This window comes from Pseudonocardia sp. CA-107938, from assembly GCF_050936315.1.
GTDB lineage: Bacteria > Actinomycetota > Actinomycetes > Mycobacteriales > Pseudonocardiaceae > Pseudonocardia.
Window position 1 is genome coordinate 4629899 of the sequence record NZ_JBNJNA010000001.1, and the last position, 22935, is coordinate 4652833.

The following is a 22935-nucleotide window of genomic DNA, read 5'->3' on the forward strand; positions in this document are numbered from 1 at the left end:
GACGCCCACGTCATGTCACCCGTTCGGCCGATCGGCTCGACGATAGCGGAGCAGCAGCGTGCCGTCGTGGTCCCGGATCGCGCCGGCCAGGTCCAGCTGCTGGGGCGGGGCACCGGCGGGCCCGCGGGAGATGCGGCCCGCGGTGCCGCCCGCGGCGATCGGGGCGACCGTCAGGCACAGCTCGTCGACCGCGCCGCCCGCGACGAGGTCGCCGAACAGGCCCGGCCCGCCCTCGCACAGCACGCGGTGCAGCCCGCGCCGGTCGAGCTCTGCGAGCAGGTGCGCCGGCGTGAGCCCGTCGAGCAGCGCGACGTCCGCGCCGGCGTCGGCGATCGCCGCCAGCCGCTGCTCGGGTGCGGCCGCCGTGGTCAGCACGATCGGCGCGACGGTCGTGTCGGTGAACAGGCGCGACGCCGGGTCGAGGTCGGCGCTTCCGGTGACGACGGCGATCGGTGGGGGAGCGACGCCGGCGTGACCGGGCTTGCGGGCGCCGCCGTAGTCCTCCGCGCGCGCGGTGCCCGCTCCGACCAGCACGACGTCGCACAGCCGCCGCAGCAGCCGGAAGATCTCCTGGTCGGCCGGGGTCTGCAGGCCCCGCGAGCGGCCGTCGACGGAGACGGCACCGTCGACCGACGCGACGAAGTTCACCCGCACGAACGGCGCGGCCAACTCGTCCGGGTAGGCGTACGCGGCGGCCAGGTCGGGTCCGTCCTCGCCACCGGGCGGCCACAACGTGATCACGGGTGCCATCCCACCACGCTCGACGGTCCGACGGCGGCAGGCGCGGCCGGACCAGCACCGGAACGGGGACCCGCGAGCTGGGTTAGAAGGCGAGCCTCACCTATGGTGAGCGCAGTCGGGGGAACGTGACCGGATCGGAGGACGGCATGGCGGGTGGCCCGCCGCGGCTGGGGTCGCGTCAGCAAGGCCACCTTCAGGACGGAATCGGTCCTGAAGGTGGCCTCGCTGTCATCCGTTCCCGACCCCGACCCGTCGCCTCCGGCGTCCGGCGGCGCCGGATCCTCGCGCTCGCCGTGCTGTTCGCCCTGCTCGTCGTCTGCTGCTTCGCGAGCGTCGCGATCGGCGCCAAGGAGATCGGCATCGCGGACGTGTGGAAGGCGTTCGTCGACTACACCAACACCGAGGACGACATCGTCGTCATGGCGCTGCGGCTGCCCCGCACCGTCATCGGGGTGCTGGCCGGGGCGGCGCTCGGCCTGGCCGGCGCGCTGATCCAGGGCCACACCCGCAACCCGCTCGCCGATCCCGGCCTGCTCGGCGTCAACGCCGGCGCCGCGCTGCTCGTCGTGATCGGGATCTACCTGTTCGGCGTGACCAGCCTCGTCGGGTACGTGTGGTTCGCCTTCGCCGGCGCGTTGGCCGCGAGCGTCGCGGTGTTCGTGCTGGGCTCGATGGGGCGGGGCGGGCCGACCCCGGTCACGCTCGCGCTCTCCGGTGCCGCGGTCACCGCCATGCTGGCCGCGTTCACCTCCGCGATCATCCTCGTCGACGTGCAGACCCTCGACGCGTACCGGTTCTGGGCGGTGGGCGCGCTCGCCGGCCGCGACGGGTCGGTGGCCGGGCAGGTGGTGTGGTTCATCGCGGTCGGCATGGTCATCGCGTTCGCCGGGGCGCCCGCGCTGAACGCACTGGCGCTGGGCGACGACGTCGCCACCTCCCTCGGGCACTCGGTGCGCCGCACCCACGTGGTCGGCATCGTCGCGATCACCCTGCTCGCGGGCTCCGCGACGGCGGCGTGCGGGCCCATCGCGTTCGTCGGGCTGGTCGTGCCGCACCTGGCCCGCACGGTCACCGGCCCCGACTACCGCTGGTTGCTGCCCGTGTCGGCGCTGCTCGGGGCGATCCTGCTGCTGGCGGCCGACATCGTCGGCCGGGTAGTGGTGCGGCCGGCCGAGCTGCAGGTCGGCATCGTGCTCGCGCTCGTCGGCGGGCCGTTCTTCGTGTGGCTGGTGCGGCGGCGGAAGATGGTGCAGGTCTGATGGCGACGCTCACCCTCCTGCCGTTCACCGTCCCCTCCCGGCCCGCGGTGCGCGTCGGCCCGGTCTCGCTGGTCTGGCGTCCGCGGGTGTTCCTGATCGGGCTCGCCGGGCTCGCCGTGCTCGTGCTGGGCATCGCGCTCAACGTCGGCATCGGCGAGGTGCGCATCTCCGTGCCCGACGTGCTGGTGACGCTGGTCGGTGGCGGCGATCCCGGCCAGCGGTTCATCGTGATGGGTCTGCGGCTGCCGCGTTCGCTCACGGGCGCGCTCGTCGGCGCGGCGCTGGCCGCGTCCGGCGCCATCACCCAGGCGATCGCCCGGAACCCGCTCGCCAGCCCGGACGTCATCGGCTTCACCGCCGGCGCGAGCGCGGCGGCGGTGTTCGTGATCGTCGCGGGCGCCGGGTTCGGCGCCGTCGGGTTCACCGCGAGCGCGGTCGGGCTGCCGCTCGCCGCGCTCGTCGGCGGACTGGTCTCGGCGCTGACGATCTACGGGCTGGCCTGGCGGAAGGGCGTGCAGGGGTTCCGGCTGGTGCTGGTCGGGATCGGCATCAACGCGATGCTCATCGCGATCGTGCAGTGGCTGCTGGTCGTCGCGCAGGTCACCGACGCCGCCCGGGCCTACACGTGGATCAACGGCAGCCTCAACGGTCGCGGCTGGGAGCACGTCGTGCCGGTCGCGGTGGCGCTCGCCGTGCTGGTGCCGGCCGCGCTGGTGCTCGCGCACTCGCTGGGGGCCCTGCAGCTGTCCGACGACAGCGCGCGCGGCCTCGGCATCCGCGTCGACAAGGAGCGCACCCTGCTCCTGCTGACTGCGGTCGGGCTGTGCTCGGTCGCCACCGCGTCGGCGGGCCCGCTCGCGTTCGTGGCGCTGGTGGCGCCGCAGATCGCGCAGCGCGCCGTCGGCGCCAGCCGGCCACCGATCACCGTGTCGCTGGTGTTCGGGGCGGCGCTGACCGTCGTCGCCGATCTGCTGGCGCGCACCGCGTTCGGCACCGAGCTGCCCGTCGGCATCGTCACCGCCGTGCTCGGCGCGCCGTACCTGCTGTTCCTCATCGCCCGTCACGGACGGAAGGCCCGCGCATGACGCTCCACCCGACGGAGGTGCGCGCGGCGGTCCGGCTGCGCGCGGAGGGCGTCCGACTCGCCTACGGCGACCGGGTCGTGGTGGACGGCCTGGATCTCGACGTCGTCCAGGGCACCGTGACCGCCGTCATCGGGCCGAACGGGTGCGGCAAGTCGACGCTGCTGCGCGCGCTGGCCCGGCTCATGCGCCCCACCGGCGGGCACGTGCTGCTCGACGGCAAGCGCATCGACGCGGTGCCCACCAAGGAGGTGGCGAAGGTGCTCGGCATGCTGCCGCAGGCCCCGACCGCCCCGGAGGGGCTCACCGTCGCCGACCTCGTCGCGCGCGGCCGCCACCCGCACCAGGCCTGGTACCGGCAGTGGTCCGCCGACGACGAGGGCGCGGTGGGGCAGGCCATGGAGTGGACCGGCGTCGTCGACCTCGCCGACCGCCCCGTCGACGAGCTGTCCGGCGGGCAGCGGCAGCGCGCCTGGATCTCGATGGCGCTGGCCCAGGGCACCGACCTGCTGCTCCTCGACGAGCCCACCACCTACCTCGACCTCGCCCACCAGATCGAGGTGCTGGAGCTGGTGACGCGGCTCAACACCGAGTTCGGCCGCACCGTCGTCATGGTGCTGCACGACCTCAACCTCGCCGCCCGCTACGCCGACCGGCTCGTCACCATGAAGGACGGGCGGATCGTCGCGCACGGCGCGCCCGCCGACGTCATGACCGAGACGATGCTCGCCGACGTCTTCGGGCTCGCCGCGCGGGTGATCACCGATCCCGTCGCCGGCACACCGCTGGTGGTGCCCATCGGCTCCGGAAGAGGATGAGCCTGCCCGTGGCCGGTCAGGGCGGATAGTCTGCGCCCGACCGGACGCCGTCCGGCGCCGGTCGCGATGCCACGGGAGGTGCCACGGTGGGGAGCCCCGTGCTCGACCACGACGGACCGTTCACCGAGGACGACTACCTCCGGCTGGCACCGCCGTCCGGTCACGTCGAACTGGTGGAGGGGACGCTGCTGGTGGGGCCGCAGCCCGGCCCCGAGCTCGGTGCGGCCGTCGCCGCCGTCCGGGCCGCGCTGGAGAAGGCGCTGCCCGAGGGGTTGCGGGTGATCGGCGCCGTGCCGCTGCGGCTCGGACACGACTGCGTGCTCGTGCCGGCGCTGGCCGTGGCGCGGATCGTGCCGGAAGCCGGGCGCGCTCCCGAGGCGGAGGGCGAACCGGAAGCGGACGCTGCCGAGGAGCCGGCGGGGGGCGAGGAGACCGAGGCCGCGGACGAGCCCGGTCAGGACCTGGTCGACGGCGCCGACGTGCTGATCGTCGTGGACGTCGTGGACCGCACGCACGGCATCACCCAGCGGTCGTTCAAACCGCAGCTGTACGCGCGCAGCCGGATCCCGTACGCGCTGCTCGTCGACTCGGCGGCGCGGGTGGCGTCGGCGAGCATGCTGATCGGCGGCCGGCACCACGAGTTCGCCCGCGCCGGCGTGGGCGGGCGGTTGGTGCTGGAGGACCCGTACCGCGTGGAGATCGATCTCGACGCGCTCGGCGCGGAGGAACCCGCGGCTGATCAGTAGGGTGGCGCGCCATGGGTAGGAAGTCGGTGCGCCAGGCGTTCCGGGTGGGCTCCGATGTCGACCTCGCCGCCATCGATCCGCGGGGCCGCCCGATCGGGCCGAAGGACAAGTCGGCGGCCGCGGCCGAGCTGACCGGGCTCGGCGCGCAGCTCGACGACCTGCAGGAAGCGCTCATCGCGGAGGCGTCCGGCGGCGGGCCGCGGTCCGTGCTGCTGGTGCTGCAGGGCATGGACACGTCCGGGAAGGGCGGCGTGATCAGCCACGTCGCCGGGCTGGTGAACCCGCAGGGGCTCGCGATCGCGTCGTTCAAGAGGCCGACGCCGCAGGAGCTGGCCCATGACTTCCTGTGGCGCATCCGCAAGCGGGTGCCCCGACCCGGGCAGATCGGCGTGTTCGACCGCTCGCACTACGAGGACGTGCTCGTCGCCCGGGTCGACGGGCTGGTGCCCGAGGAGGTGTGGCGCGCCCGCTACGACACGATCAACGCGTTCGAGTCCGAGCTGGACAGCCAGGGCGTCGCGATCGTGAAGTGCATGCTGCACATCTCGCCGGAGAAGCAGCAGGAACGGCTGCTCGCCCGCCTCGACGACCCGGCGAAGCGGTGGAAGTACAACCCGTCCGACGTCGACACGCGGTTGAAGTGGCCGCAGTACGCGCAGGCGTACACCGACGCGCTGCGGGCGTGCACCACCGACGCCGCGCCCTGGTACGTGATCCCGTCGGACCGCAAGTGGTACCGCAACTGGGCCATCGCCGCCCTGCTCGCCGAGACCCTGGCGGTGATGGGCCCGCGGTTCCCGAAGCCCGGCTTCGACGTGAAGGCGGAGCGGGCGCGGGTGCAGGCGGCGAAGATCTGAGCGCTCGGTAGCTCAGGGCACCGACCAGGTCTTCGTGCCGGCACCCGCGCGGCCCCGGAAGATGTAGATCTTCTTCTGGCACGCCTGGATGCGCGGGTCGTCGGCGCCGCAGCCGATCGCCTGCGGGTCGACCGCGACGATCGTGTACGTGTGCCCGTCGGCGAAGTTCACGTCGAGCGGGTCGCCGCCGGCCGGGCAGCGGCCGTTCTCGTCGTACTGGGCGGCGAGCGGGCCGAGGCGGTCGGTGCGGCCGGTGGCCTCGTCGGTCACCCAGAACGTGAGCGGGCGCCGTTCCGGGGTGCAGTTGGTGAACTCCGCGCGCTCCATGTCGAACGGGCCCGGCGTCGCCGGCCGCGGCGGCGGCAGCTTGGGCATCGGCGCGGGCGCCGGCACCGCCTGCGGGACGGCCACGGACAGCGGGATCGTCCAGCCCTGGCGGCACACGGAGTTGTCGAGGAACCGGCCGTCGCACCCCTCGACGACGAACGTGTACCGGCCGGGCCGCCCGTGGGTGGTGGTGAAGCTGCCGCGGTCGCGGACGCCGCCGGGGCCCGCCTGACCGACGTTGGCCACGTCCTTCTGGCCGACGTTGCGACCGTCGAGGTCCCACCGGACGATGAAGAAGCTGTAGGTGAACGGCAGCGTCGAACCCCAGTCGAGCGTCGTCTGGTTGCCGCGGGCGTAGAGCGCGACCGTGGCGTTCGTGCCCTGGCTGGGCGTCCACGCGACCTGGCCGTGCTCGAACGTCTGGATCCGCCCGCTGCGGCCGGGCACCGCCTGCTCCCCGCCGACCGGGCAGCCCAGCGGCCCGTCCATCCCGCCGAGGGCCCGCCAGCGATCGCCGATGAGCCCCGCCGCGGTCGACGTGCAGGTCTTCCCGGCCAGCGGGGTCACGGCCGCCGTGGCCGGGGCCGTCGACAGGATCCCCACCACCATCAGCGCAGCGAGGAAACCGGCCCGTGCAGCCCGTCCGATCATTTCAGTTCTCCGTTCCGTGCGGGGGAGTCCGACGGGAGAAGTGAAGGTCAGCGGGCTCGGGAACCCTCCCGAGTGGGTGACGGGTTGGCCGACGCCGGCCGCGGCGCGGCTCGTCGATCATGGGCAAAACGTTGCTGCACAAGATCGAAGGACCACGTTTTGCCCATGATCACCGACACCTCGGTGCCGGGGTGTACCTCGGTTTGGGCTCTGATCAGCTCGGACGAGCCGGCTGGTTCCGGTGGCACCGCACCGCCCGCGTCCGTGGCGCGGCTCGTCGATCATGGGCAAAACGTTGCTGCACAAGATCGAACGACCACGTTTTGCCCATGATCACCGACACACCGTGCCCCGCCCGCGGCGCCGCGTCAGTGGACCGCCGGATGCGGGTCGCGGCCGGCCGTGCGCAGGAAGCGGTCGCGCCACGACACGTCGTCGGGCATCGGGAGCGGGTCGGGGGCGAACCAGCCTTCGGCCCGCCACCGCTCGGCGTCGGGGGCGGTGTGCTCCCACATGGCCCTGGCCAGCGACTCGGGGAAGGGGCAGGCGCGGGAGCCGAGGTGCATGGCGACGTCGTGGGCCAGCCAGCATCGGCTGACGTCGAGCTGCCAGAGGTACGCCTCGGCGGTGCGGTCGCCACCGGGCAGGTGGACGACGGCGGTGCCGTCCACGACCTCGGCGACGGCCGCGCAGGCCGCGGCGGACAGGCGGACCACGGTCTCCTGCGGGTCGCTTCCCAGGGGGTTCGCCGGCGGCTCGGCGAGGGTCGCGCCGGCCAGCAGGTCGGGCACCACGGCCTGCTCACGCAGGTGGTCGACGACGGCCTGGCGCACGGTGCGCCGGCGCGCGGCCGGATGCCCGACGACCGCCACCATGGGCGGCAGCATGATCCGCCAGTCGTCGCCGCGGATCCGGCCGAGCACCTCGACCAGCATGTCCTCGGCCTGCACGAACAGCTCCGCCGCACGGATCATGGTGCCTCCTCGCCCGAGGGCACGAGCCAACCACCTGCGGGTTCGGATCGGCGTGTCGCTTTGAGACGGGCTCAGCTCGGCAGCAGCAGGTGCAGCAGCTGCCAGGCCAGCGCGGCCGTGAGCGCGGCCGCGGGGATCGTCAGCACCCACGCGATCGCGATCTGGCCGCCGACGCTCCACCGCACCGCCGACAGCCGTTTCGTGGCGCCCACCCCGAGGATCGACGACGTGATCGTCTGCGTGGTGGAGATCGGCGCGGCGAAGGCGAACGCCGTCGTGTAGAGCACGGCCGAGGCGGTGGCCTCGGCGGCGAACCCGCGGGGCGGGTCGAGGTCGATGATGCGCCGGCCCAGGGTGCGCATGATGCGCCAGCCGCCCGAGTAGGTGCCGGCGGACAGGGCGCCGGCGGACAGCACCACCACCCACCACGGGATCTCGAAGCCCTGGTGGTAGCCGCCGACCACGAGCGCCAGCACGATCACGCCCATCGTCTTCTGGGCGTCCTGCAGCCCGTGCCCGAGCGCCATCGCGGCCGCGGAGAGCGTCTGGGCGATGCGGAAGCCCCGCGAGACTCGGGTGGGTCGGGCGCCGCGGAACAGCCACAGGATCACGAGCATCACGATCCCGGCCAGCACGAACCCGACGACGGGGGAGAGCACCATCGGGATGACGACCTTGTCGACGACCCCGCCCCACTGCACCGTGCCGGCCGACGCCAGCGCGGCGCCCACCAGACCACCGATGAGCGCGTGCGACGACGACGACGGCAGGCCGAGCCACCAGGTGATGAGGTTCCACGCGATCGCGCCGACCAGAGCGGCGAGCACCACGGTGAGCCCGGCCATCCCGTCGGGCGCCGCGATGATGCCCTTGCCGACGGTGGACGCGACCTCGGTGCCGAGGAACGCGCCGACCAGGTTCATCACCGCCGCCATGATCAGCGCGGTGCGCGGGGCCAGCGCGCGCGTGGCGACGGACGTCGCGATGGCGTTGGCGGCGTCGTGGAAGCCGTTGGTGTAGTCGAAGACCAGCGCGACGACGATCACGAGGATGATCGCGAACAGCTCCACGATCAGCTTTCCTTCACGGCGATGCTCTCGACCGTGTTGGCCACCGTCTCGAACGCGTCGGCCGCGTTCTCCAGGATCTCGACGATCTCCTTGTGCTTGAGCACGGTGAGCACGTCGAGCGGCGTCGTGCCCTCGGCGGGGGCCAGCAGGTCGCCCAGCAGGTCGCGGTAGACGGCGTCGGCCTCGTCCTCGAGGGAGTTGACGTGGATCCAGTACTCCTGCAGCTTCGCCATCTTCTCGAGCTTCGGCATCGCCTCGGCAGTGGCCGTCGCCGCGCGCTGCAGCACCGCCACCTGCTTCGCGATGCCCGCCGGCAGGTGGCTCACCCGGTAGAGCACGATCCGGTCAGCGGCCTCTTCCATCTCGTCGAGCACGTCGTCGAGGGAGGAGGCGAGCCGGTAGATGTCCTCCCGGTCGAACGGCGTCACGAAGGTCTGGTTCAGCTTGACCATGATCTCGTGTGTGACCTCGTCGCCGGCGTGCTCGGCGTCCTTCACCCGCGCGGCGAGCGCTGCCCGTTCCTCCGGTGCCGCGGCGACCAGCTCGGCCAGCAGGTCGGCCGCCGTGGCGATGTTCTCGGCGGAACGGGTGAAGAGCGGGTAGAAGCCGCGTTCGTGTGGCGACAGCCGGAATGCCATGCGGCTTTCATACCCGGTGGCGCCCTTGCCGATGCGGTCAGCCCACCAGCGAGCGACCGATGATCTCCTTCATGATCTCGTTGGTGCCCCCGAAGATGGACTGCACGCGCGAGTCCACGAACGCGCGCGCGATCGGGTACTCCAGCATGTAGCCGTAGCCGCCGTGCAGCTGCACGCAGCGGTCAACCACGCGCTTGAGGACGTCCGAGGCCCACCACTTGGCCTTCGCGGCGTCCTGCACGGAGAGCCGGCCGGCCACGTGCTCGCTGATGCACCGGTCGACGAACTCCCGCGTGATCGACGCCTCCGTGTCCATCTCCGCGAGCTCGAAGCGCGTGTTCTGGAACGCCGCGACCGGCTTGCCGAACGCCTTCCGCTCCTTCACGTACTCGAGCGTGGTGCGCAGCGCGTACTCGGTGCCGGCGGCCGCGGCGACGGCGATGGAGAGCCGCTCCTGCGGCAGGTTCTGCATGAGGTACACGAAGCCCTGGCCCAGTTCGCCCAGCACGTTCGCGGCCGGCACCCGCACGTCGGTGAACGACAGCTCCGCCGTGTCCTGGGCCTTGAGCCCCACCTTCTTCAACCGGCGGCCACGCTCGAACCCGGGCATCCCGCGCTCGACGACGAGCAGGCTGAACCCGCGGCTGCCCGCCTCCGGGTCGGTCTTCGCCACCACGATCACCAGGTCGGCCATGATCCCGTTGGTGATGAAGGTCTTCGACCCGTTGAGGACCCAGTCCGATCCGTCCCTGCGGGCCGTGGTCTGGATGCCCTGCAGGTCGCTGCCCGTGCCCGGCTCGGTCATCGCGATGGCGGTGATGATCTCGCCGGAGCAGAAGCCGGGGAGCCAGCGCTGCTTCTGCTCGTCGGTGGCCAGGCGCAGCAGGTACGGCGCCACGACGTCGTTCTGCAGCGGGAACCCCGGCCCCGACGCGCCGGCGGCGGTCAGCTCCTCGGTGAGGATCGCGTTGTAGCGGAAGTCGTCGGTGCCCCCGCCGCCGAACTCCTCGGGCACGTCGGTGCCGAGCAGCCCGGCCTTGCCCGCCGCGAGCCACACCTCGCGGCTGACCTGCCCGTCGACCTCCCACTGCTCGTGGAAGGGCGTGATCTCCTTCGCGACGAACGTGCGGGCGAGATCGCGGAAGGCCACGTGCTCGGCGTCGAAGATGTTCCGCTCCATGCGGGCGAGTCTCACATACCGGTCGGTAACCTGTGAAGACTTACGGTCAGAACTGATTGTTTCTGTGGGGCGGCGCCGCGGTTGTGGCGTTGATCATGGGCAGAACGTGGTTCTGGACCGATTCGGGAGCGACGGTTTGCCCATGATCGCGAGGGGTGCTGGGGCTTGACGCCGGGGCGCCGGGGCGCGGCGCGACGGGCCGGTTGTCGGTGATCAAGGGCAAAATGTCGCTGGATGCGGGCCCGGAACGACACTTTGCCCTTGATCACCGCACCGTCGCCCGCGCGCCTCAGCCCATGATCAACCGCGTACCGGTGCGCCGGCCGAAGCCGTGCAACGCCCGGGTCTCCGTGATCAAGGGCAAAGTGTCGCTGGAAGCCGGCCCGGAACGACACTTTGCCCTTGATCCGCACCTCCACCCGCGCCTCAGCCGACGATCATGGGCATAACGTGGTTCTGGACCGATCCTGAGACGACGGTTTGCCCATGATCACCACACGCGCCCGGGGCAGAACGTGGATCTGCACCAGCCACCACCACCAACCCGCTACCGGCCGGCGCGCCCCGCCGAAGCCGCACAACGCCCTACCCGCGCGGTGATCAAGGGCAGAGTGTCGCTCGAAGGCGGCCCGGAACGACCTTTTGCCCTTGATCACCGAAACCACCGTGACCGGCCCGCCCCGAACCCGTAACGGATCCATCACCCCGTGCGACCCCCAGCACGCAGGTCGCGCGACCGGGGATCTGGGTGCAGCGAACTTGCGCCGGTCCACGTGAGTCGAGGGTGCGGGCCCGCTGGGGAGCGGGGCTCGTGCCTGCCGTGGACGGGACCGGCACCTCGCGTGGCTGGGGAGCGGCGCGAGGTGCCGGTGTTCTGCTTGTCCGGTCGCGCCTGCGACGCTCCCGGCTCGCGCGCCGAGGACCCGACCGCGCCGAGGACCCGACCGCGCCGAGGACCCGACCGCGCCGAGGACCCGACCGCGCCGAGGACCCGACCGCGCCGAGGACCCGACCGCGCCGAGGACCCGACCGCGCCGAGGACCCGACCGCGCCGAGGACCCGACCGCGCCGAGGACCCGACCGCGCCGAGGACCCGACCGCGCCGAGGACCCGACCGCGCCGAGGTGCAGCGCTCGGCCCTGCGCAGCTGTCGGCGCCGGCGGGGGACGGTCGGAGCGGGGGTAGCGTTCCGGCATGGATCTGTTCGCCGCGGCGTCCAACGTGCGGCACAAGCTCGGCGGCGGGGTGGCCGACCTGCGGCGCATGCCTCGCGACCGGGTCGCGGTGCGGGAGGCGGACGCGCCGCGGGAGAGCCGGTCCGTGCTCTACCGGTACCGCCCGCTCGACGGGGTCGTTCCCCTGGACGAGCCGCCGGTGCTGCTCGTCCCGCCGCTGGGTGCCCCGGACTTCGCCTACGACCTGCGCCGCGGCTGCTCCCTCGTCGAGCACCTGCTGGGCTCCGGTCGCACCGTCTACCTCGTCGACTACGGCGGCCTCACGTTCGCCGACCGCCGCCGCGGCATCGAGCACTGGGTGGACGGGGTGGTGCCGTGGGCGGTCCGGGAGACCGAGCAGGACGCGGGCGGGCCGATGCACCTGCTGGGCTGGTCGCTCGGCGGGATCTTCTGCCTGCTCGCGGTGGCCGCCGCGCGGGAGGCGGGGGCGCCGTTGCCGGTGCGCACGGTCGTCGAGATCGGCAGTCCCGTCGACGTGGCGGCGGTGCCGCTGGTGGCGCCGCTGCGCCCGGTCGCGGCCGTGACGGGCGGTCGCGGGCTCTCCGCGGTCTACCAGGCGATCGGCCTGTTCCCGTCGACGCTCGTCAGCACCGCGTTCAAGCTGACCGCCGTCGACAAGCTCATCACCAAGCCGCTCACCCAGCTGTCGCTGATCGACGACACCGACGGGCTGGCCCAGCTCGAGGCCGTCGAGTACCTGATGAACAACATGCACGCCTACCCGGGACGGGTGTTCGGGCAGGTCTACCACCTGATGCTGCGCAGCAACGACCTCGCCGACGGCAAGCTGGCGCTGTCCGGCCGCACCATCTCGCTGTCGTCGATCACCGTGCCCGTGCTCGTGGTGGCCGGCACGAGCGACGTGATCGCGCCCCTGAAGTCGGTCGAGAAGATCGTGGAGTTGCTCACAGGCAGTCCGGAGGTCCGCTTCGAGGCGGCGCCGGGCGGGCACCTCGGCGTCCTCACCGGACGTCGCGCACGCACCACCACCTGGCCGATCATCGACTCCTTCCTCGCTGATCACCCCCTGTTCGGGTGACGTGACACCCTGTTCGACCCGGACGTAACGGACGACTACCGGGAACCCACTGGTTAGGCGGGAATCTCCGGACTAGCGTCGATCGTCATGACCGTGACCGCCCTGCCGGCCGCGCGGCCGGTGTCGCGCGCTGCCCATGACGCGGCCGTCGCGCAGTTGCAGCGCCAGTACCGCGCGGTGCCACCGGGCACCCGCGTGCGCCTGGGCAAGCCGACGTCCAACCTGTTCCGCTTCGGCTCGGGCGCCGGGGCGCAGCTGCTCGACGCCTCCGGGCTGACCGGGGTGCTCGACGTCGACCCGGTGGCGGGCACGGCCGAGGTCCAGGGCATGGCCACGTACGAGACGATCGTCGCGGCGACCCTGGCCCGCGGGGTGATGCCGCTGGTGGTGCCGCAGCTGAAGACGATCACGCTCGGGGGCGCGGTCACCGGGCTGGGCATCGAGTCCACCTCGTTCCGGCACGGCCTGCCGCACGAGTCGGTGCGCGAGATGGACGTGCTCACGCCCGAGGGCGAGCTCGTCACGGTCACCCCCGACGGCGAGCACGCCGACCTGTTCCGCGGCTTCCCGAACTCCTACGGCACCCTCGGCTACGCCCTGCGCATCGTGATCGACGTGCAGCCGGTGCGCCCGTACGTCGCCATCGAGCACCGCCGCGTGGGCACGTCGGAGCTGTCCGCGGTCACCGAGGCGGTGTGCGCGGACCCGGAGATCGAGTTCGTCGACGGCACCGTGTTCGGCCGCGACGAGAACTACCTCACGCTGGGCCGGTTCACGGACGATCCGGGTGCCGGGCCGAGCGACTACACCGGCCAGCAGGTGTTCTACAAGTCGATCCGGGAGCGCACGTCCGACGTGCTCACCGTGCACGACTACATCTGGCGGTGGGACACCGACTGGTTCTGGTGCTCGCGCGCGTTCGGCGTGCAGCACCCGCTGGTGCGCCGGTTCTGGCCGCACCGCTACCGCCGTTCCGACGTCTACCGCCGCCTGGTCGCCCTCGACCGCCGGTACGGCGTCACCTCCCGCGCGTACCGGCTGCTCGGCCGGCCGCAGGAGGAGCTGGTGATCCAGGACGTCGAGATCCCGGTGGCGCGGCTGCCGGAGTTCCTCGACGCGTTCCACCGCGACATCGGCATCACCCCGGTGTGGCTGTGCCCGCTGGCGCTGCGCGACAAGGAGCAGTGGCCGCTCTACCCGCTCGCCCCTGGCGAGCTCTACGTGAACGTCGGGTTCTGGTCGGCGGTCCCCGAGGTGCCCGGTGATCCCGAGGCGCACAACCGCCGCGTCGAGGAGCTGGTGGCCGAGCTCGGTGGTCACAAGTCGCTCTACTCGACCGTGCACTACGACGAGCAGGAGTTCTGGAAGCACTACAACGGGCCCGCCTACCGGGCGCTCAAGGAGCGCTACGACCCGAACGGCCGGTCGCCCGATCTGTACACGAAGGTCAGGAGGTCGTAGATGCAGGTCGCGGACATCATCTCCGAGGTCATCGGCGGTAACGTGCCGGTGCGGGTGATCGCGTACGACGGCAGCAAGGCAGGGCCGGACAGCTCCGAGGTGGCGGTGCGGATCCTGTCGCCGCGCGCGCTCGCGCGGCTCGCCACCGCGCCGGGCACGCTCGGGCTCGCCCGCGCGTACGTGACGGGCGAGATCGAGGTCGACGGCGAGCTGTACCAGCTGCTCGACGCGATGGCCGACGTCACGATGCACGGGCTCACCCGCGCGGAGCAGCTGGCGCTGGCGCGGCGGATGCTGCCCATCTGGTTGAAGCACCGCCAGCCGATCCCGGAGCTCGAGTACCGCCCGCCGCGCGGGCGGCTGCACTCGAAGCTGCGCGACAAGCGGGCCATCTCGCACCACTACGACGTCTCCAACACGTTCTACGAGTGGGTTCTGGGCCCGTCGATGGCCTACACGTGCGCGGTCTTCCCGACCGCGGACGCCACGCTCGAGGAGGCGCAGGCGGCCAAGCACGAGCTGGTGGCGCAGAAGCTGGCGCTGAAGCCGGGGATGCGGCTGCTCGACGTCGGGTGCGGCTGGGGTGGCATGGTGATGCACGCCGCGAAGGAGCACGGCGTCAAGGCGCTGGGCGTCACGCTGTCGAAGAACCAGGCGGAGTGGGCGCAGCGGGCGATCGAGGAGCGCGGGCTCGGCGACCTCGCCGAGGTGCGTCACCTCGACTACCGCGACGCGCCGGAGTCCCAGTTCGACGCGATCAGCTCGATCGGGCTCACCGAGCACATCGGTCTGGGCCAGCTGCCGGCGTACTTCTCGTCGCTGCACGCGCGGCTGCGCCCGGGCGGGCGGTTGCTCAACCACTGCATCACGCAGCCGCGCACGCCCACCAAGAAGAAGATCGACCCGTTCATCGGCCGGTACGTGTTCCCGGACGGCCAGCTGGAGCCGATCGGGCTCCTGGTCAGCGAGATGAACGACGCCGGCTTCGAGGTGCGGCACGAGGAGAACCTCCGCGAGCACTACGCGCTCACCCTCAAGGGCTGGTGCGACAACCTGGAGGAGCACTGGGAGGAGGCCGTCGCCGAGGTCGGGCTGGGCCGCGCGAAGGTGTGGCGGCTCTACATGGCGGCGTCGCGGCTCGGGTTCGAGCGCGACAACATCCAGCTGCACCAGGTGCTGGGGGTGAAGCTCGAGGAGCACGGCCGGTCGGGGTTCCCCCTGCGCGGTTGGTGACAGGAGAATCACGGAGTGCCCGACCGGCTCTCCACGCTCGACGCCTCGTTCCTCTTCGCTGAAGACCGCACCACCGCGATGCACGTCGGCGGGGTGATGACGTTCGAACAACCGGCTGACGGCCCGTTCGACGTCGCTGCGTTCACGGCGCTGATCGAGGAGCGGTTGCACCTCGTGCCGCGCTACCGGCAGAAGGTGCGCACGGTGCCGGGCGGGCTGGGGCTGCCGGTGTGGGTGGACGACCCCGAGTTCGACATCGACTACCACGTGCGGCACACAGCACTCGCCGCGCCGGGCACGCCGGCTGTGCTGCGCGAGCTGGTGGGGCGGCTGCTGGTGCGCCAGCTCGACCGCAGCCGCCCGCTGTGGGAGGTCAACGTCGTGGAGGGGTTGGCGGACGGCGGGTTCGCCGTTGTCACGAAGACCCACCACGCGATGGTCGACGGGCTCGCCTCGATGGACATCGGGGCGGCCCTGCTGGACCTCACCCCGGTCCCGCGGGCCACACCGGCGCAGGAGTGGCGGCCGGCGCCGGAGCCGTCCGGGTTGGCGCTGGCTGCGACGGCGACCGTGGACCTGCTGCGGCGGCCGTGGACGGCGATCGAGCTGGCCGGTGAGACCGCCGGCCGGGCCGTCACCGACGTGCGGGCCACCGCCGACGCCGTCACCCGCACGGTCGGCGGAGTGCTGTCGGCCGGGCGCCGGGCAGCGGCGTCGCGGCCCGTCGGGGCGCTCAACGCGGCGACCGGCCAGCAACGCCGTTACGGCACGCTGCGCACGACACTCGCCGACCACCGCACGGTGCGCAAGGCCCACGGCGGCACCGTCAACGACGTGATCCTGGCGGTCGTCACCGGTGGGCTGCGCCGGTTCATGATCAGTCGGGGCGAGCCGCTGACCTCGTCGACGCAGGTGCGCGCGATGGTGCCGGTGAGCGTGCGCACGCGGGCCCGCGAGACCGGCACGATCGGGCCCGCCGGCAACAACATCTCGGCCTACCTGGTGGACCTGCCCGTCGCGCAGACCGATCCGGTCGAGCGGCTGCGGATGCTGCGCGAGGCCATGGAAGGCCACAAGCGCGGCGGCCAGGCGATCGGCGCGGCCACCCTGATGGGCCTGGTCGGGCTGGCGCCGCCGGTGCTGCACAGCCTCGGCGCGCGCATGGCGAGCCGGTTCTCCAGCAACTTCTACAACGTGCTGGTCACCAACGTGCCCGGCCCGCCCCGGCCGCTCTACGCGATGGGCGCCCGGATGGTCGAGATGTACCCCGTGGTGCCGCTGGGCGGGCGGCAGGCCGTCGCCATCGGCATCACGTCCTACGACGGGCACGTGCACTACGGCCTCACCGCCGACCGCGATGCCATGCCCGACGTGGACGAGCTGGCCGAGTCGCTGGAGGAGGCGCTGGCCGAGCTCGTCGAGCGGTCGACCGCTACTTGACGATCGGCGGAGGCCCTTCCTTGAACACGGTGTAGGTGACGCGCAAGCTGACGTTGGACACCTGCGAGATGCACACCGTGTTGTCGTTCCCGTCGAGCTGGTCGATGTGGATGGCGCCGGCCATCAGGAACCCGAAGCCGCTGGGGGCGGCTGGCGTCCCGGGTGGCGTGAGCGGCCGGTTGCTCGGGTTGAGCTGCCAGCGGAACGGTTCGGTCACGTCCCAGGTGTGCGGGTCCACGCGGTTCCTCGCCGGGTTCGGGTCGCCCGAGTACGGGATCAGGCCGGGCGGCGGGCTCTTGATCCAGTCCACCGTCGGGAGTTTGATCTCGACGCAGCCGTTCGGCTTCTGCTCGGGCGAGCCACCGCCGCTGCTCCAGCACGGCGTGTCCTGGCCCAGCACCAGAGGGCAGAACGGTGCGGGCGACTCGTCGTAGGTCAGCTTCGCGTTGTCGATCCTGACCTGCGGGATCTGCCGCAGTGGGCTGTCATCGAAGTCCAGAGCCACCTGGAAGTTGGTGGCGCCGCAGCGGGTGCCTGCGGGGAGTTCGGTGTTCCCGAATCCGACGGTGCCGCGCAGCGGCCCGGGGAATGCTCCGCGATTGTCGCGGCAGCCTCCCCAGAAGTCCTCGAACGTGTTCTGCTGGCCGGCGAAGCGTGACGTCCGCACGCCCAGCGTGAGGGTGTGCTGGCCTGGCGAGGCGAAGTCCGGGACGGTCGGCGTCACCACTGGCGTCTTGGGCAATGTGAGCGGGAGCAACGATCGGGCGATGTTCGGCGCCGGCCGTGGCCGATCGGCCGGAGCGCCGGGCTTCGACTCCAGTGGTGCCATGCCCGCCGCCTTGCCCATCTCGCCGCCGGCCGGGCAGGGCTCGCGCTCAACCGTGTTGTCGGCGAGCTTCGTCTCGGGGGTTCCGTCGTACGCCTTGGCCGGCGCAAGCGTCGCTCGGACCTTGACCCCGGGCCGGCAAGCGGAGGCCAGGGTGTAGACGACGTCGTCGACCTCGTCGTAGTACCGATCGTTCTTGTTGTAGTCCGGCGTCCCGGGCACGTTGAGGTCGCTGACCGGCAGCGTCACCCGAGAGCCGGCTTCCGGGGGAATCGCCTCGACCTCGACCGACGTGTTCTGGGACCACGAGGGCCCGACATTGGTCGCCCGGACGATGACCTTGCTCTGGTCGGCCGGATCCACTCCCACGATCTCGATCTTGACGTCGGGCACGGGGGTGTCCGCCAGTGCCGGCGTCGCGGCCAGCAGAGACGCCGACACCAGCAGCGCCCCCGCAGCGAATCGGACTCGACGCATCATCTCGCCGCCTTTCGGGCATCTCACGCCAATCGGCCTGACGGTGACACGCCTCGGGACGACGGACGCAGGTAGTCGGCTACCTGCTTTTCGGGACCGCGGTGGAGGCTCAGCCGTACGCGAAGAGGGTGAGGAGGCGGGGGCCGTCCAGGAACGTCGTGATCGCCGTGATCCTCCCGCCCGCCGTCTCCAGGACGACCAGCGCCTCCGGCTCGTACACCCCGCCGCGGCGGGCCGCTGTGGTCAGCCAGAAGGCGGGGGAGCCGTTCGCCACCGTCGGGACGAGGCGGGTGACGCGGCCGGGCCGGCGCGCCGCCACCAGCACCTCGCGGGCTGCGGCGACACCGCGCACCGACCACTCGTGCGGCGGCATCGCCACGACCACGTCGTCGTGCAGGAGGGCGACCAGCGCCGTGACGTCGTCCTGCTCGACGGCGCGGCGGTAGCGGACGAGCAGGTCCTGCTGGACGGGGTCGTCGGGCCGCAGCGGCTCGGTCGCGGCCGGTGCGGCGGCGGCCAGCGCGGCGCGGGCCCTGGCCAGGGTGCTCGCCGCGCCGGACGTGGTCGTGTCCAGCACGTCCGCGACCTCGGCGACGGACAGACCGGCCACGTCGCGCAGCAGCAGGGCGGCGCGCTGCCGCGGCGGCACCTGCTGCAGGGCCGCGACGTAGGGGAGCCGCAGGGTGGTCGGGTCGCCGCCGGCGTCCTGGACGTGGTCGTCGGGCACCGGCAGCACGAGCTGGCCGGGCACGAGGCCCCCGGCCGTCGGCAGAACCCGCGGCGCGGCGCCGCGCAACACGTCGAGGCACACGGAGGTGGCGATGCGGTACAGCCACGTGCGCCGCTGCGCGCGGAACCGGTCGTGGTGCAGCGACGCCAACAGCAGCGTCTCCTGCACCGCGTCCTCGGCGACGAACGCCGACGCCACCATGCGGTAGCAGAACCCGGTCAGCTCGAGGCGGTGCGCTTCGATCGAGGTCGCATGCAGCTCGTCCAGCAGTACCGACATGTCCGCTCCCTCGTCGTGTCGGGGATAGGACCGGCGGCGGGCGCTGAACTCATCGGTGGTCCGCCACCGAGTTGCGGTGGGGGGTTGCGGTGATCAAGGGCAAAGTGTTGCTTGTTGATCTTCCCGGACGACGTTCTGCCCTTGATCACCGTCACTTCCACCGCCGCGGGGCTGGGCACCGCTGGGCCGGGGGATGTCGGGGTCGCGGTGCCCTGGAGGTGGGGGGTCGAACGGGGGGCGGCCGTGCGATTGTGCGGTGATCAAGGGCAAAGTGTTGCTTGTCGATCTTCCTGAACGACGTTTTGCCCTTGATCACCGTCACCTGCACCGCCGCAGGGCTGGGCACCGCTGGGCAGAGGGGTCGCCGCGCTCTGGTGGTGGGGTTGAACTGTGTCGGCCGTGCTCTTGCGCGGTGATCAAGGGCAGAGTGTTGCTTGTCGATCGTTCCGAACGACATTTTGCCCTTGATCACCGCAACCGCGACCGCCACCGCGACCGCCGCGGGGCTGGGCCGCTCCGCGCCAGGGTCGTTCGTTGATCATGGGCAAAACGTCGCTTGTCGATCTCTCCGGACGACGTTTTGCCCATGATCAACGCCAACTCCCGGCGGGCGGTCGCGGCCGCAGCGCGCCGCGTCGGCTCACGCGTTCGGTCCGGGAGCGGGCAACCGGTGCCTGGTCGTCAGCTCGGGGTGATCAGGTGATCGAACTCGCCCTTCTTCGCGCCGTCGAGCCAGGCCGCGAACTCCGCCTCGGTGAAGCGGAGGGTGGGGCCGGCGCCGGCGTCCTTGGTGTCGCGCACCTCGATCATCCCGGCGTGGCGGCGCTGCTCGACGCACTCGCCGCCGTTGCTGCCGCTGCGGCTCGCCTTGATCCAAGGCGTGTCATTCATGCTGCTTCCTCCAGTCCTCGATGGGGAGCGACTTCGCGGCGACCAGGTCGAACACGAACTCGTACTCGGCGCGCTCGCGAGGCGTGTCCACGTATCGGGCGCCGTAGTACGGCATCTCGACGTAGGCCACGGAGGGATCATCAGGGTCGTCGAAGTCCATGAGCCGGAAGGTGCCGCTGCTGGGGTAGGCCCCCGCCGCGAACGGCAGCACCCGGATCGAGACGTTCGGCCGCGCGGCCTGCGAGACCAGGTGATCGACCTGGGCACGCATCACGTCAGCCGATCCCACCACCATCGTCAGCGCGCTCTCGTGCAGGACGATGTCGATCTGCCCACCGCGCTCCAGCACCCGTCGCTGGCGTTCCATGCGGAACTCGACCCGCTTCGCGATCACCGACTCGTCCAGCCGTGGATCGGCCTGGAAAGTGGCCCTGGCGTAGTCGGGTGTCTGGACCAAGCCATGCACCAGCCCGGGCTCGAACGACCTGATCCTCGACGCGATCGCTTCGAGGCTCGCCGCCAGCCCGAACCAGTCCGGAACGACCGACTCCCCGAAGACCTCCCACCAGTCGTCCTGCTGTGTGCCGGGCGCCATGGCGGCGAGGGCGTCCGTCGACGCCGCGTCGACGCCGTAGAGCCAGCACAGCGCGCGAACGTCCGCCACCCGGACCGGGCCCTTGCCGGTCTCGATCCGGCTGATCTTCGCCTTGCTGCCGAGTCCGGCCTCCGTGACGTCGATGACGTCCTTCCCCGCCGCGAGCCGCAGCTGGCGCAGCTTGGCGCCCAGCTGGCGGCGCACGACGACGGAGCCTCCTCCGGTCATGGTCACCTCCACAGTGTTTCACCTTGGAACAGGTGCGTCGATCGGCAACCCCTTGCGGAATCGCGCTACGCAACCGTGGGCGTGAGTGTTCCAGAATGCGCCGTTGCGCCGAGGCGTTTCTCGCTCGAAAGTGACTGCATGTTCCGCCGCCAGAAGCCCACGGCCCCGCGCGTGCGGCCGGCCTTCGTCGAGCTGACCGACGCCCGCAGCGGCGTCTCCCACGTGATCAGCGAGCCGCTCTACGCCGAGGGTCTGGCCACGCGGGCCGGCACCTTCACCGTGGTCTGCCAGGCCCGCGTCCTACCGGCGCCGATGACCGCGGGGCCGGGCGCGCCGTGTCCCACCTGCCACACGCACATGCGGGTGCTCCGCTTCTGATGCGACATACGCGATCAGCCCGGGCACCGCGGCTCGCACCATGCCCAGCATGACGGCGAAGGCGTCGGGCCCGTACCCGTACGGGTCGGGGATCTCCGCGCCCGGCGGAGCCGCGGGATCGAACGAGCTGAGCAGCCGGATGCGCTCCGGCGGAGCACCGAGGTGGCGCAGCGCGCGGACGTGGCTGTGGTCGAGCGCGACGACCAGGTCGGCGGCCAGCTCGGCCGGGCCGACCTGCCGGGCGACGTGCTCGGTGGGGTACCCGGCGGCCTGCAGCACAGCCACCGAGCGCGGATCGGCCGGCTCGCCCACGCGCCACGGCCCGATGGCCGCGCTCGACACGTCCACCGCCAGCCCGGCGCGCGCCGCCTCGGCCGCGAAGACCTTCTCGGCCACGGGGGAGCGGCAGATGTTGGCGGTGCACACGAACACCACGCGATAGGTCACGGTCCCGATCAGCTCAGGAGCGCCCGCGCCGCGTCGCCGGCCTGTCGCCCGTACGCGCCGCCGAAAAGCACCGCGTGCACGAGCAGCGGGAACAGCTGGTGCAGCGGCACCCGGGCCTCCCACCCGGCGGCGAGCGGGGCCACCTCGCCGTAGCCGGCGAGCACCGTGTCCAGGTACGGGAAGCCGAAGAGGGCCAGCATCGCGAGGTCGGTCTCGCGGTGCCCGCCGTGCGCGGCGGGGTCGATGAGGGTGGCGCCGTCGGCCGTCCACACGACGTTGCCGGACCACAGGTCGCCGTGCAGCCGCGCGGGCGGTTCGAGCGGGCCGGCGAGGTCGTCGATGCGCTCGCACACCTGCTCGACGGCCTCCTGGTCGGCGACGTCGATCGCCCACTCGTCGCGGGCCGAGCGCAGGTAGGGCAGCACGCGGTCGCCCACGTACCAGGCCGGCCACTCCCGCGCCGGCTCGTTGACCATCGGGGCGGCACCGATCGCCGCGACCGTCGGGCCGCCCGGCGGCGCCGAGCCGAACGCCGGAGCGCCGGCCGCGTGCATGTAGGCCAGCGCCCTGCCGAACCTGTGCGCCGCCTCCGGGTCGGGGCCGACGTCGTCGAGGTAGGGCAGGACGAGCCGGTCGGCGCTCGCCTCCAGCACCGGGACGATCGGCGGGCCGCCGGGGACGGACAGCCACGCCAGCCCGGCCGCTTCGGCGCGGACGTCGCCGTGCTTGACGAACACGCGACGACCGTCGCCCGCCCGCTCCAGCTCCGACGACATCGTGATCAGACCCGGGCGCGCACGTGGTCGAGCAACCCGGGCACGGCGGCCCGGATCATCGCGAGCACGTCGGCGAACCCGTCGGGGCCGCCGTAGTAGGGATCGGGCACGTCGCCGTCGTTCTGCGCCCCCTCGAACGCCGCCTCGAACGTGCGCAGCAGCCGCACCCGTTCCGGCTCGGGGACCCGCTGCTGCAGCGCCCGGCGGTGCCCGTTGTCGAGCGCGACGATCAGGTCGGCGCCCAGGTCCTCGGCGTCGACCTGGCGCGCGACGTGATCGACGGGGTAGCCGGCCGCCGCGAGCGTGGCGGCGGCCCGCTCGTCCATGGCCTCCCCGGCGTGCCACGCGCCGGTGCCGGCACTCCTGACCCGCACCTGCTCGGCCAGCCCGGCGTCGGCGAGGGCCGCCGCGAACACCTTCTCGGCCATGGGGGAGCGGCAGATGTTGCCGGTGCAGACGAACACCACGTCCAACAGGCTGTCCTTCCGATGCGGGTGTGCGGTGTCAAGTCTGAACCATCCGACCTCGCACACCGCCCGACGGGCTGACCGTAGGGT

General features: G+C 72.2%; 24 protein-coding genes. 11 read left to right on the plus strand and 13 right to left on the minus strand.

Annotated elements, in window-relative coordinates:
* Window positions 1–15 precede the first annotated feature (15 nt).
* Complete coding sequence (locus ACQEVB_RS23010; RefSeq protein WP_432974720.1) at window positions 16–750, minus strand: pyrimidine reductase family protein; 735 nt, start codon at window positions 748–750, stop codon at window positions 16–18.
* A gap of 284 nt (window positions 751–1034) precedes the next feature.
* On the opposite strand from ACQEVB_RS23010, the gene ACQEVB_RS23015 reads away from it, so the two are divergent.
* The 5 genes from ACQEVB_RS23015 to ACQEVB_RS23035 all read left to right on the plus strand — a co-directional run bounded on the left by ACQEVB_RS23015 (window position 1035) and on the right by ACQEVB_RS23035 (window position 5503).
* Window positions 1035–2000, plus strand: a complete 966-nt coding sequence (locus ACQEVB_RS23015) for a FecCD family ABC transporter permease (protein ID WP_432974722.1) — start codon at window positions 1035–1037, stop codon at window positions 1998–2000.
* Window positions 2000–3085, plus strand: a complete 1086-nt coding sequence (locus ACQEVB_RS23020) for a FecCD family ABC transporter permease (protein WP_432974724.1) — start codon at window positions 2000–2002, stop codon at window positions 3083–3085. The genes ACQEVB_RS23015 and ACQEVB_RS23020 overlap by 1 nt, the downstream gene beginning before the upstream one ends.
* Window positions 3082–3900: an ABC transporter ATP-binding protein gene (locus ACQEVB_RS23025; RefSeq protein WP_432974726.1), complete on the plus strand. Its 819-nt coding sequence runs from the start codon at window positions 3082–3084 to the stop codon at window positions 3898–3900. The genes ACQEVB_RS23020 and ACQEVB_RS23025 overlap by 4 nt, the downstream gene beginning before the upstream one ends.
* 86 nt (window positions 3901–3986) lie before the next feature.
* Window positions 3987–4646, plus strand: coding sequence for a Uma2 family endonuclease (locus tag ACQEVB_RS23030; protein ID WP_432974728.1), 660 nt, complete (start codon window positions 3987–3989; stop codon window positions 4644–4646).
* An 11-nt stretch (window positions 4647–4657) separates the two neighbouring features.
* Window positions 4658–5503, plus strand: a complete 846-nt coding sequence (locus ACQEVB_RS23035; RefSeq protein ID WP_432974729.1) for a PPK2 family polyphosphate kinase — start codon at window positions 4658–4660, stop codon at window positions 5501–5503.
* A gap of 12 nt (window positions 5504–5515) precedes the next feature.
* Here the strand turns inward: ACQEVB_RS23035 and ACQEVB_RS23040 are convergent, their stop codons facing one another.
* The 5 genes from ACQEVB_RS23040 to ACQEVB_RS23060 form a co-directional block, all read right to left on the minus strand.
* On the minus strand, window positions 5516–6481 hold the full coding sequence (locus ACQEVB_RS23040; RefSeq protein WP_432974730.1) for an LGFP repeat-containing protein: 966 nt from the start codon (window positions 6479–6481) through the stop codon (window positions 5516–5518).
* A 368-nt stretch (window positions 6482–6849) separates the two neighbouring features.
* Window positions 6850–7455, minus strand: a complete 606-nt coding sequence (locus ACQEVB_RS23045; protein WP_432974731.1) for a hypothetical protein — start codon at window positions 7453–7455, stop codon at window positions 6850–6852.
* A 71-nt stretch (window positions 7456–7526) separates the two neighbouring features.
* Window positions 7527–8525 (minus strand): anion permease, encoded by a 999-nt coding sequence (locus ACQEVB_RS23050; RefSeq protein ID WP_432974733.1) that lies wholly within the window; start codon window positions 8523–8525, stop codon window positions 7527–7529.
* Between the two features lie 2 nt (window positions 8526–8527).
* Window positions 8528–9163, minus strand: a complete 636-nt coding sequence (locus tag ACQEVB_RS23055) for a DUF47 domain-containing protein (protein ID WP_432974735.1) — start codon at window positions 9161–9163, stop codon at window positions 8528–8530.
* 37 nt (window positions 9164–9200) lie between these two features.
* Window positions 9201–10343 carry an acyl-CoA dehydrogenase family protein gene (locus ACQEVB_RS23060; protein WP_432974737.1) on the minus strand — a complete coding sequence of 381 codons (1143 nt, stop codon included), beginning with the start codon at window positions 10341–10343 and terminating at the stop codon, window positions 9201–9203.
* Window positions 10344–10498: 155 nt separating this feature from the next.
* Here ACQEVB_RS23060 and ACQEVB_RS23065 point away from each other — a divergent pair, with 155 nt between their 5' ends.
* From ACQEVB_RS23065 to ACQEVB_RS23085, 5 genes are all read left to right on the plus strand, one after another.
* Window positions 10499–10792: a hypothetical protein gene (locus ACQEVB_RS23065; RefSeq protein WP_432974739.1), complete on the plus strand. Its 294-nt coding sequence runs from the start codon at window positions 10499–10501 to the stop codon at window positions 10790–10792.
* 745 nt (window positions 10793–11537) lie between these two features.
* A complete protein-coding gene (locus ACQEVB_RS23070) occupies window positions 11538–12617 on the plus strand; it encodes an alpha/beta hydrolase (RefSeq protein ID WP_432974741.1) in 1080 nt (359 codons plus the stop codon).
* An 87-nt stretch (window positions 12618–12704) separates the two neighbouring features.
* The gene (locus ACQEVB_RS23075; RefSeq protein WP_432974742.1) at window positions 12705–14078 is read left to right on the plus strand and encodes an FAD-binding oxidoreductase; all 1374 of its coding nucleotides are present in this window, start codon (window positions 12705–12707) and stop codon (window positions 14076–14078) included.
* Complete coding sequence (locus ACQEVB_RS23080; protein ID WP_432974744.1) at window positions 14079–15311, plus strand: class I SAM-dependent methyltransferase; 1233 nt, start codon at window positions 14079–14081, stop codon at window positions 15309–15311.
* 15 nt (window positions 15312–15326) lie between these two features.
* On the plus strand, window positions 15327–16751 hold the full coding sequence (locus ACQEVB_RS23085; RefSeq protein WP_432974746.1) for a WS/DGAT/MGAT family O-acyltransferase: 1425 nt from the start codon (window positions 15327–15329) through the stop codon (window positions 16749–16751).
* Here the strand turns inward: ACQEVB_RS23085 and ACQEVB_RS23090 are convergent.
* From ACQEVB_RS23090 to ACQEVB_RS23105, 4 genes are all read right to left on the minus strand, one after another.
* On the minus strand, window positions 16744–17970 hold the full coding sequence (locus ACQEVB_RS23090; RefSeq protein WP_432974748.1) for a hypothetical protein: 1227 nt from the start codon (window positions 17968–17970) through the stop codon (window positions 16744–16746). The genes ACQEVB_RS23085 and ACQEVB_RS23090 overlap by 8 nt on opposite strands.
* Window positions 17971–18163: 193 nt before the next feature.
* The gene (locus tag ACQEVB_RS23095; protein ID WP_432974750.1) at window positions 18164–19063 is read right to left on the minus strand and encodes an RNA polymerase subunit sigma-70; all 900 of its coding nucleotides are present in this window, start codon (window positions 19061–19063) and stop codon (window positions 18164–18166) included.
* Window positions 19064–19744: 681 nt separating this feature from the next.
* Window positions 19745–19954, minus strand: a complete 210-nt coding sequence (locus ACQEVB_RS23100) for a DUF397 domain-containing protein (RefSeq protein WP_432974752.1) — start codon at window positions 19952–19954, stop codon at window positions 19745–19747.
* Window positions 19947–20777 (minus strand): helix-turn-helix domain-containing protein, encoded by an 831-nt coding sequence (locus tag ACQEVB_RS23105; RefSeq protein WP_432974754.1) that lies wholly within the window; start codon window positions 20775–20777, stop codon window positions 19947–19949. The genes ACQEVB_RS23100 and ACQEVB_RS23105 overlap by 8 nt, the downstream gene beginning before the upstream one ends.
* A 138-nt stretch (window positions 20778–20915) precedes the next feature.
* Here ACQEVB_RS23105 and ACQEVB_RS23110 point away from each other — a divergent pair, with 138 nt between their 5' ends.
* The gene (locus ACQEVB_RS23110) at window positions 20916–21155 is read left to right on the plus strand and encodes a hypothetical protein (protein WP_432974756.1); all 240 of its coding nucleotides are present in this window, start codon (window positions 20916–20918) and stop codon (window positions 21153–21155) included.
* Here ACQEVB_RS23110 and ACQEVB_RS23115 read toward each other — a convergent pair.
* From ACQEVB_RS23115 to ACQEVB_RS23125, 3 genes are read right to left on the minus strand one after another with little or no spacing between them, the layout of a single operon-like run.
* Entirely contained in the window at window positions 21078–21602 is a 525-nt protein-coding gene (locus ACQEVB_RS23115; protein WP_432974758.1) for a low molecular weight protein-tyrosine-phosphatase, read from the minus strand. The genes ACQEVB_RS23110 and ACQEVB_RS23115 overlap by 78 nt on opposite strands.
* A gap of 8 nt (window positions 21603–21610) precedes the next feature.
* Window positions 21611–22378: a fructosamine kinase family protein gene (locus ACQEVB_RS23120; protein ID WP_432974760.1), complete on the minus strand. Its 768-nt coding sequence runs from the start codon at window positions 22376–22378 to the stop codon at window positions 21611–21613.
* Window positions 22379–22383: 5 nt separating this feature from the next.
* Window positions 22384–22806 carry a protein tyrosine phosphatase gene (locus ACQEVB_RS23125; RefSeq protein ID WP_432980511.1) on the minus strand — a complete coding sequence of 141 codons (423 nt, stop codon included), beginning with the start codon at window positions 22804–22806 and terminating at the stop codon, window positions 22384–22386.
* Window positions 22807–22935: the final 129 nt, after the last annotated feature.

Excerpts from the sequence above, each read along its gene's own strand:
- ACQEVB_RS23010 (WP_432974720.1), bottom strand. The coding sequence starts at position 750 with ATGGCACCCGTGATCACGTTGTGGCCGCCCGGTGGCGAGGACGGACCC.
- ACQEVB_RS23020 (WP_432974724.1), top strand. The coding sequence starts at position 2,000 with ATGGCGACGCTCACCCTCCTGCCGTTCACCGTCCCCTCCCGGCCCGCG.
- ACQEVB_RS23025 (WP_432974726.1), top strand. The coding sequence starts at position 3,082 with ATGACGCTCCACCCGACGGAGGTGCGCGCGGCGGTCCGGCTGCGCGCG.
- ACQEVB_RS23035 (WP_432974729.1), top strand. The coding sequence starts at position 4,658 with ATGGGTAGGAAGTCGGTGCGCCAGGCGTTCCGGGTGGGCTCCGATGTC.
- ACQEVB_RS23040 (WP_432974730.1), bottom strand. The coding sequence starts at position 6,481 with ATGATCGGACGGGCTGCACGGGCCGGTTTCCTCGCTGCGCTGATGGTG.
- ACQEVB_RS23045 (WP_432974731.1), bottom strand. The coding sequence starts at position 7,455 with ATGATCCGTGCGGCGGAGCTGTTCGTGCAGGCCGAGGACATGCTGGTC.
- ACQEVB_RS23055 (WP_432974735.1), bottom strand. The coding sequence starts at position 9,163 with ATGGCATTCCGGCTGTCGCCACACGAACGCGGCTTCTACCCGCTCTTC.
- ACQEVB_RS23060 (WP_432974737.1), bottom strand. The coding sequence starts at position 10,343 with ATGGAGCGGAACATCTTCGACGCCGAGCACGTGGCCTTCCGCGATCTC.
- ACQEVB_RS23070 (WP_432974741.1), top strand. The coding sequence starts at position 11,538 with ATGGATCTGTTCGCCGCGGCGTCCAACGTGCGGCACAAGCTCGGCGGC.
- ACQEVB_RS23075 (WP_432974742.1), top strand. The coding sequence starts at position 12,705 with ATGACCGTGACCGCCCTGCCGGCCGCGCGGCCGGTGTCGCGCGCTGCC.
- ACQEVB_RS23080 (WP_432974744.1), top strand. The coding sequence starts at position 14,079 with ATGCAGGTCGCGGACATCATCTCCGAGGTCATCGGCGGTAACGTGCCG.
- ACQEVB_RS23095 (WP_432974750.1), bottom strand. The coding sequence starts at position 19,063 with ATGTCGGTACTGCTGGACGAGCTGCATGCGACCTCGATCGAAGCGCAC.
- ACQEVB_RS23100 (WP_432974752.1), bottom strand. The coding sequence starts at position 19,954 with ATGAATGACACGCCTTGGATCAAGGCGAGCCGCAGCGGCAGCAACGGC.
- ACQEVB_RS23105 (WP_432974754.1), bottom strand. The coding sequence starts at position 20,777 with ATGACCGGAGGAGGCTCCGTCGTCGTGCGCCGCCAGCTGGGCGCCAAG.
- ACQEVB_RS23110 (WP_432974756.1), top strand. The coding sequence starts at position 20,916 with ATGTTCCGCCGCCAGAAGCCCACGGCCCCGCGCGTGCGGCCGGCCTTC.
- ACQEVB_RS23120 (WP_432974760.1), bottom strand. The coding sequence starts at position 22,378 with ATGTCGTCGGAGCTGGAGCGGGCGGGCGACGGTCGTCGCGTGTTCGTC.
- ACQEVB_RS23125 (WP_432980511.1), bottom strand. The coding sequence starts at position 22,806 with ATGGCCGAGAAGGTGTTCGCGGCGGCCCTCGCCGACGCCGGGCTGGCC.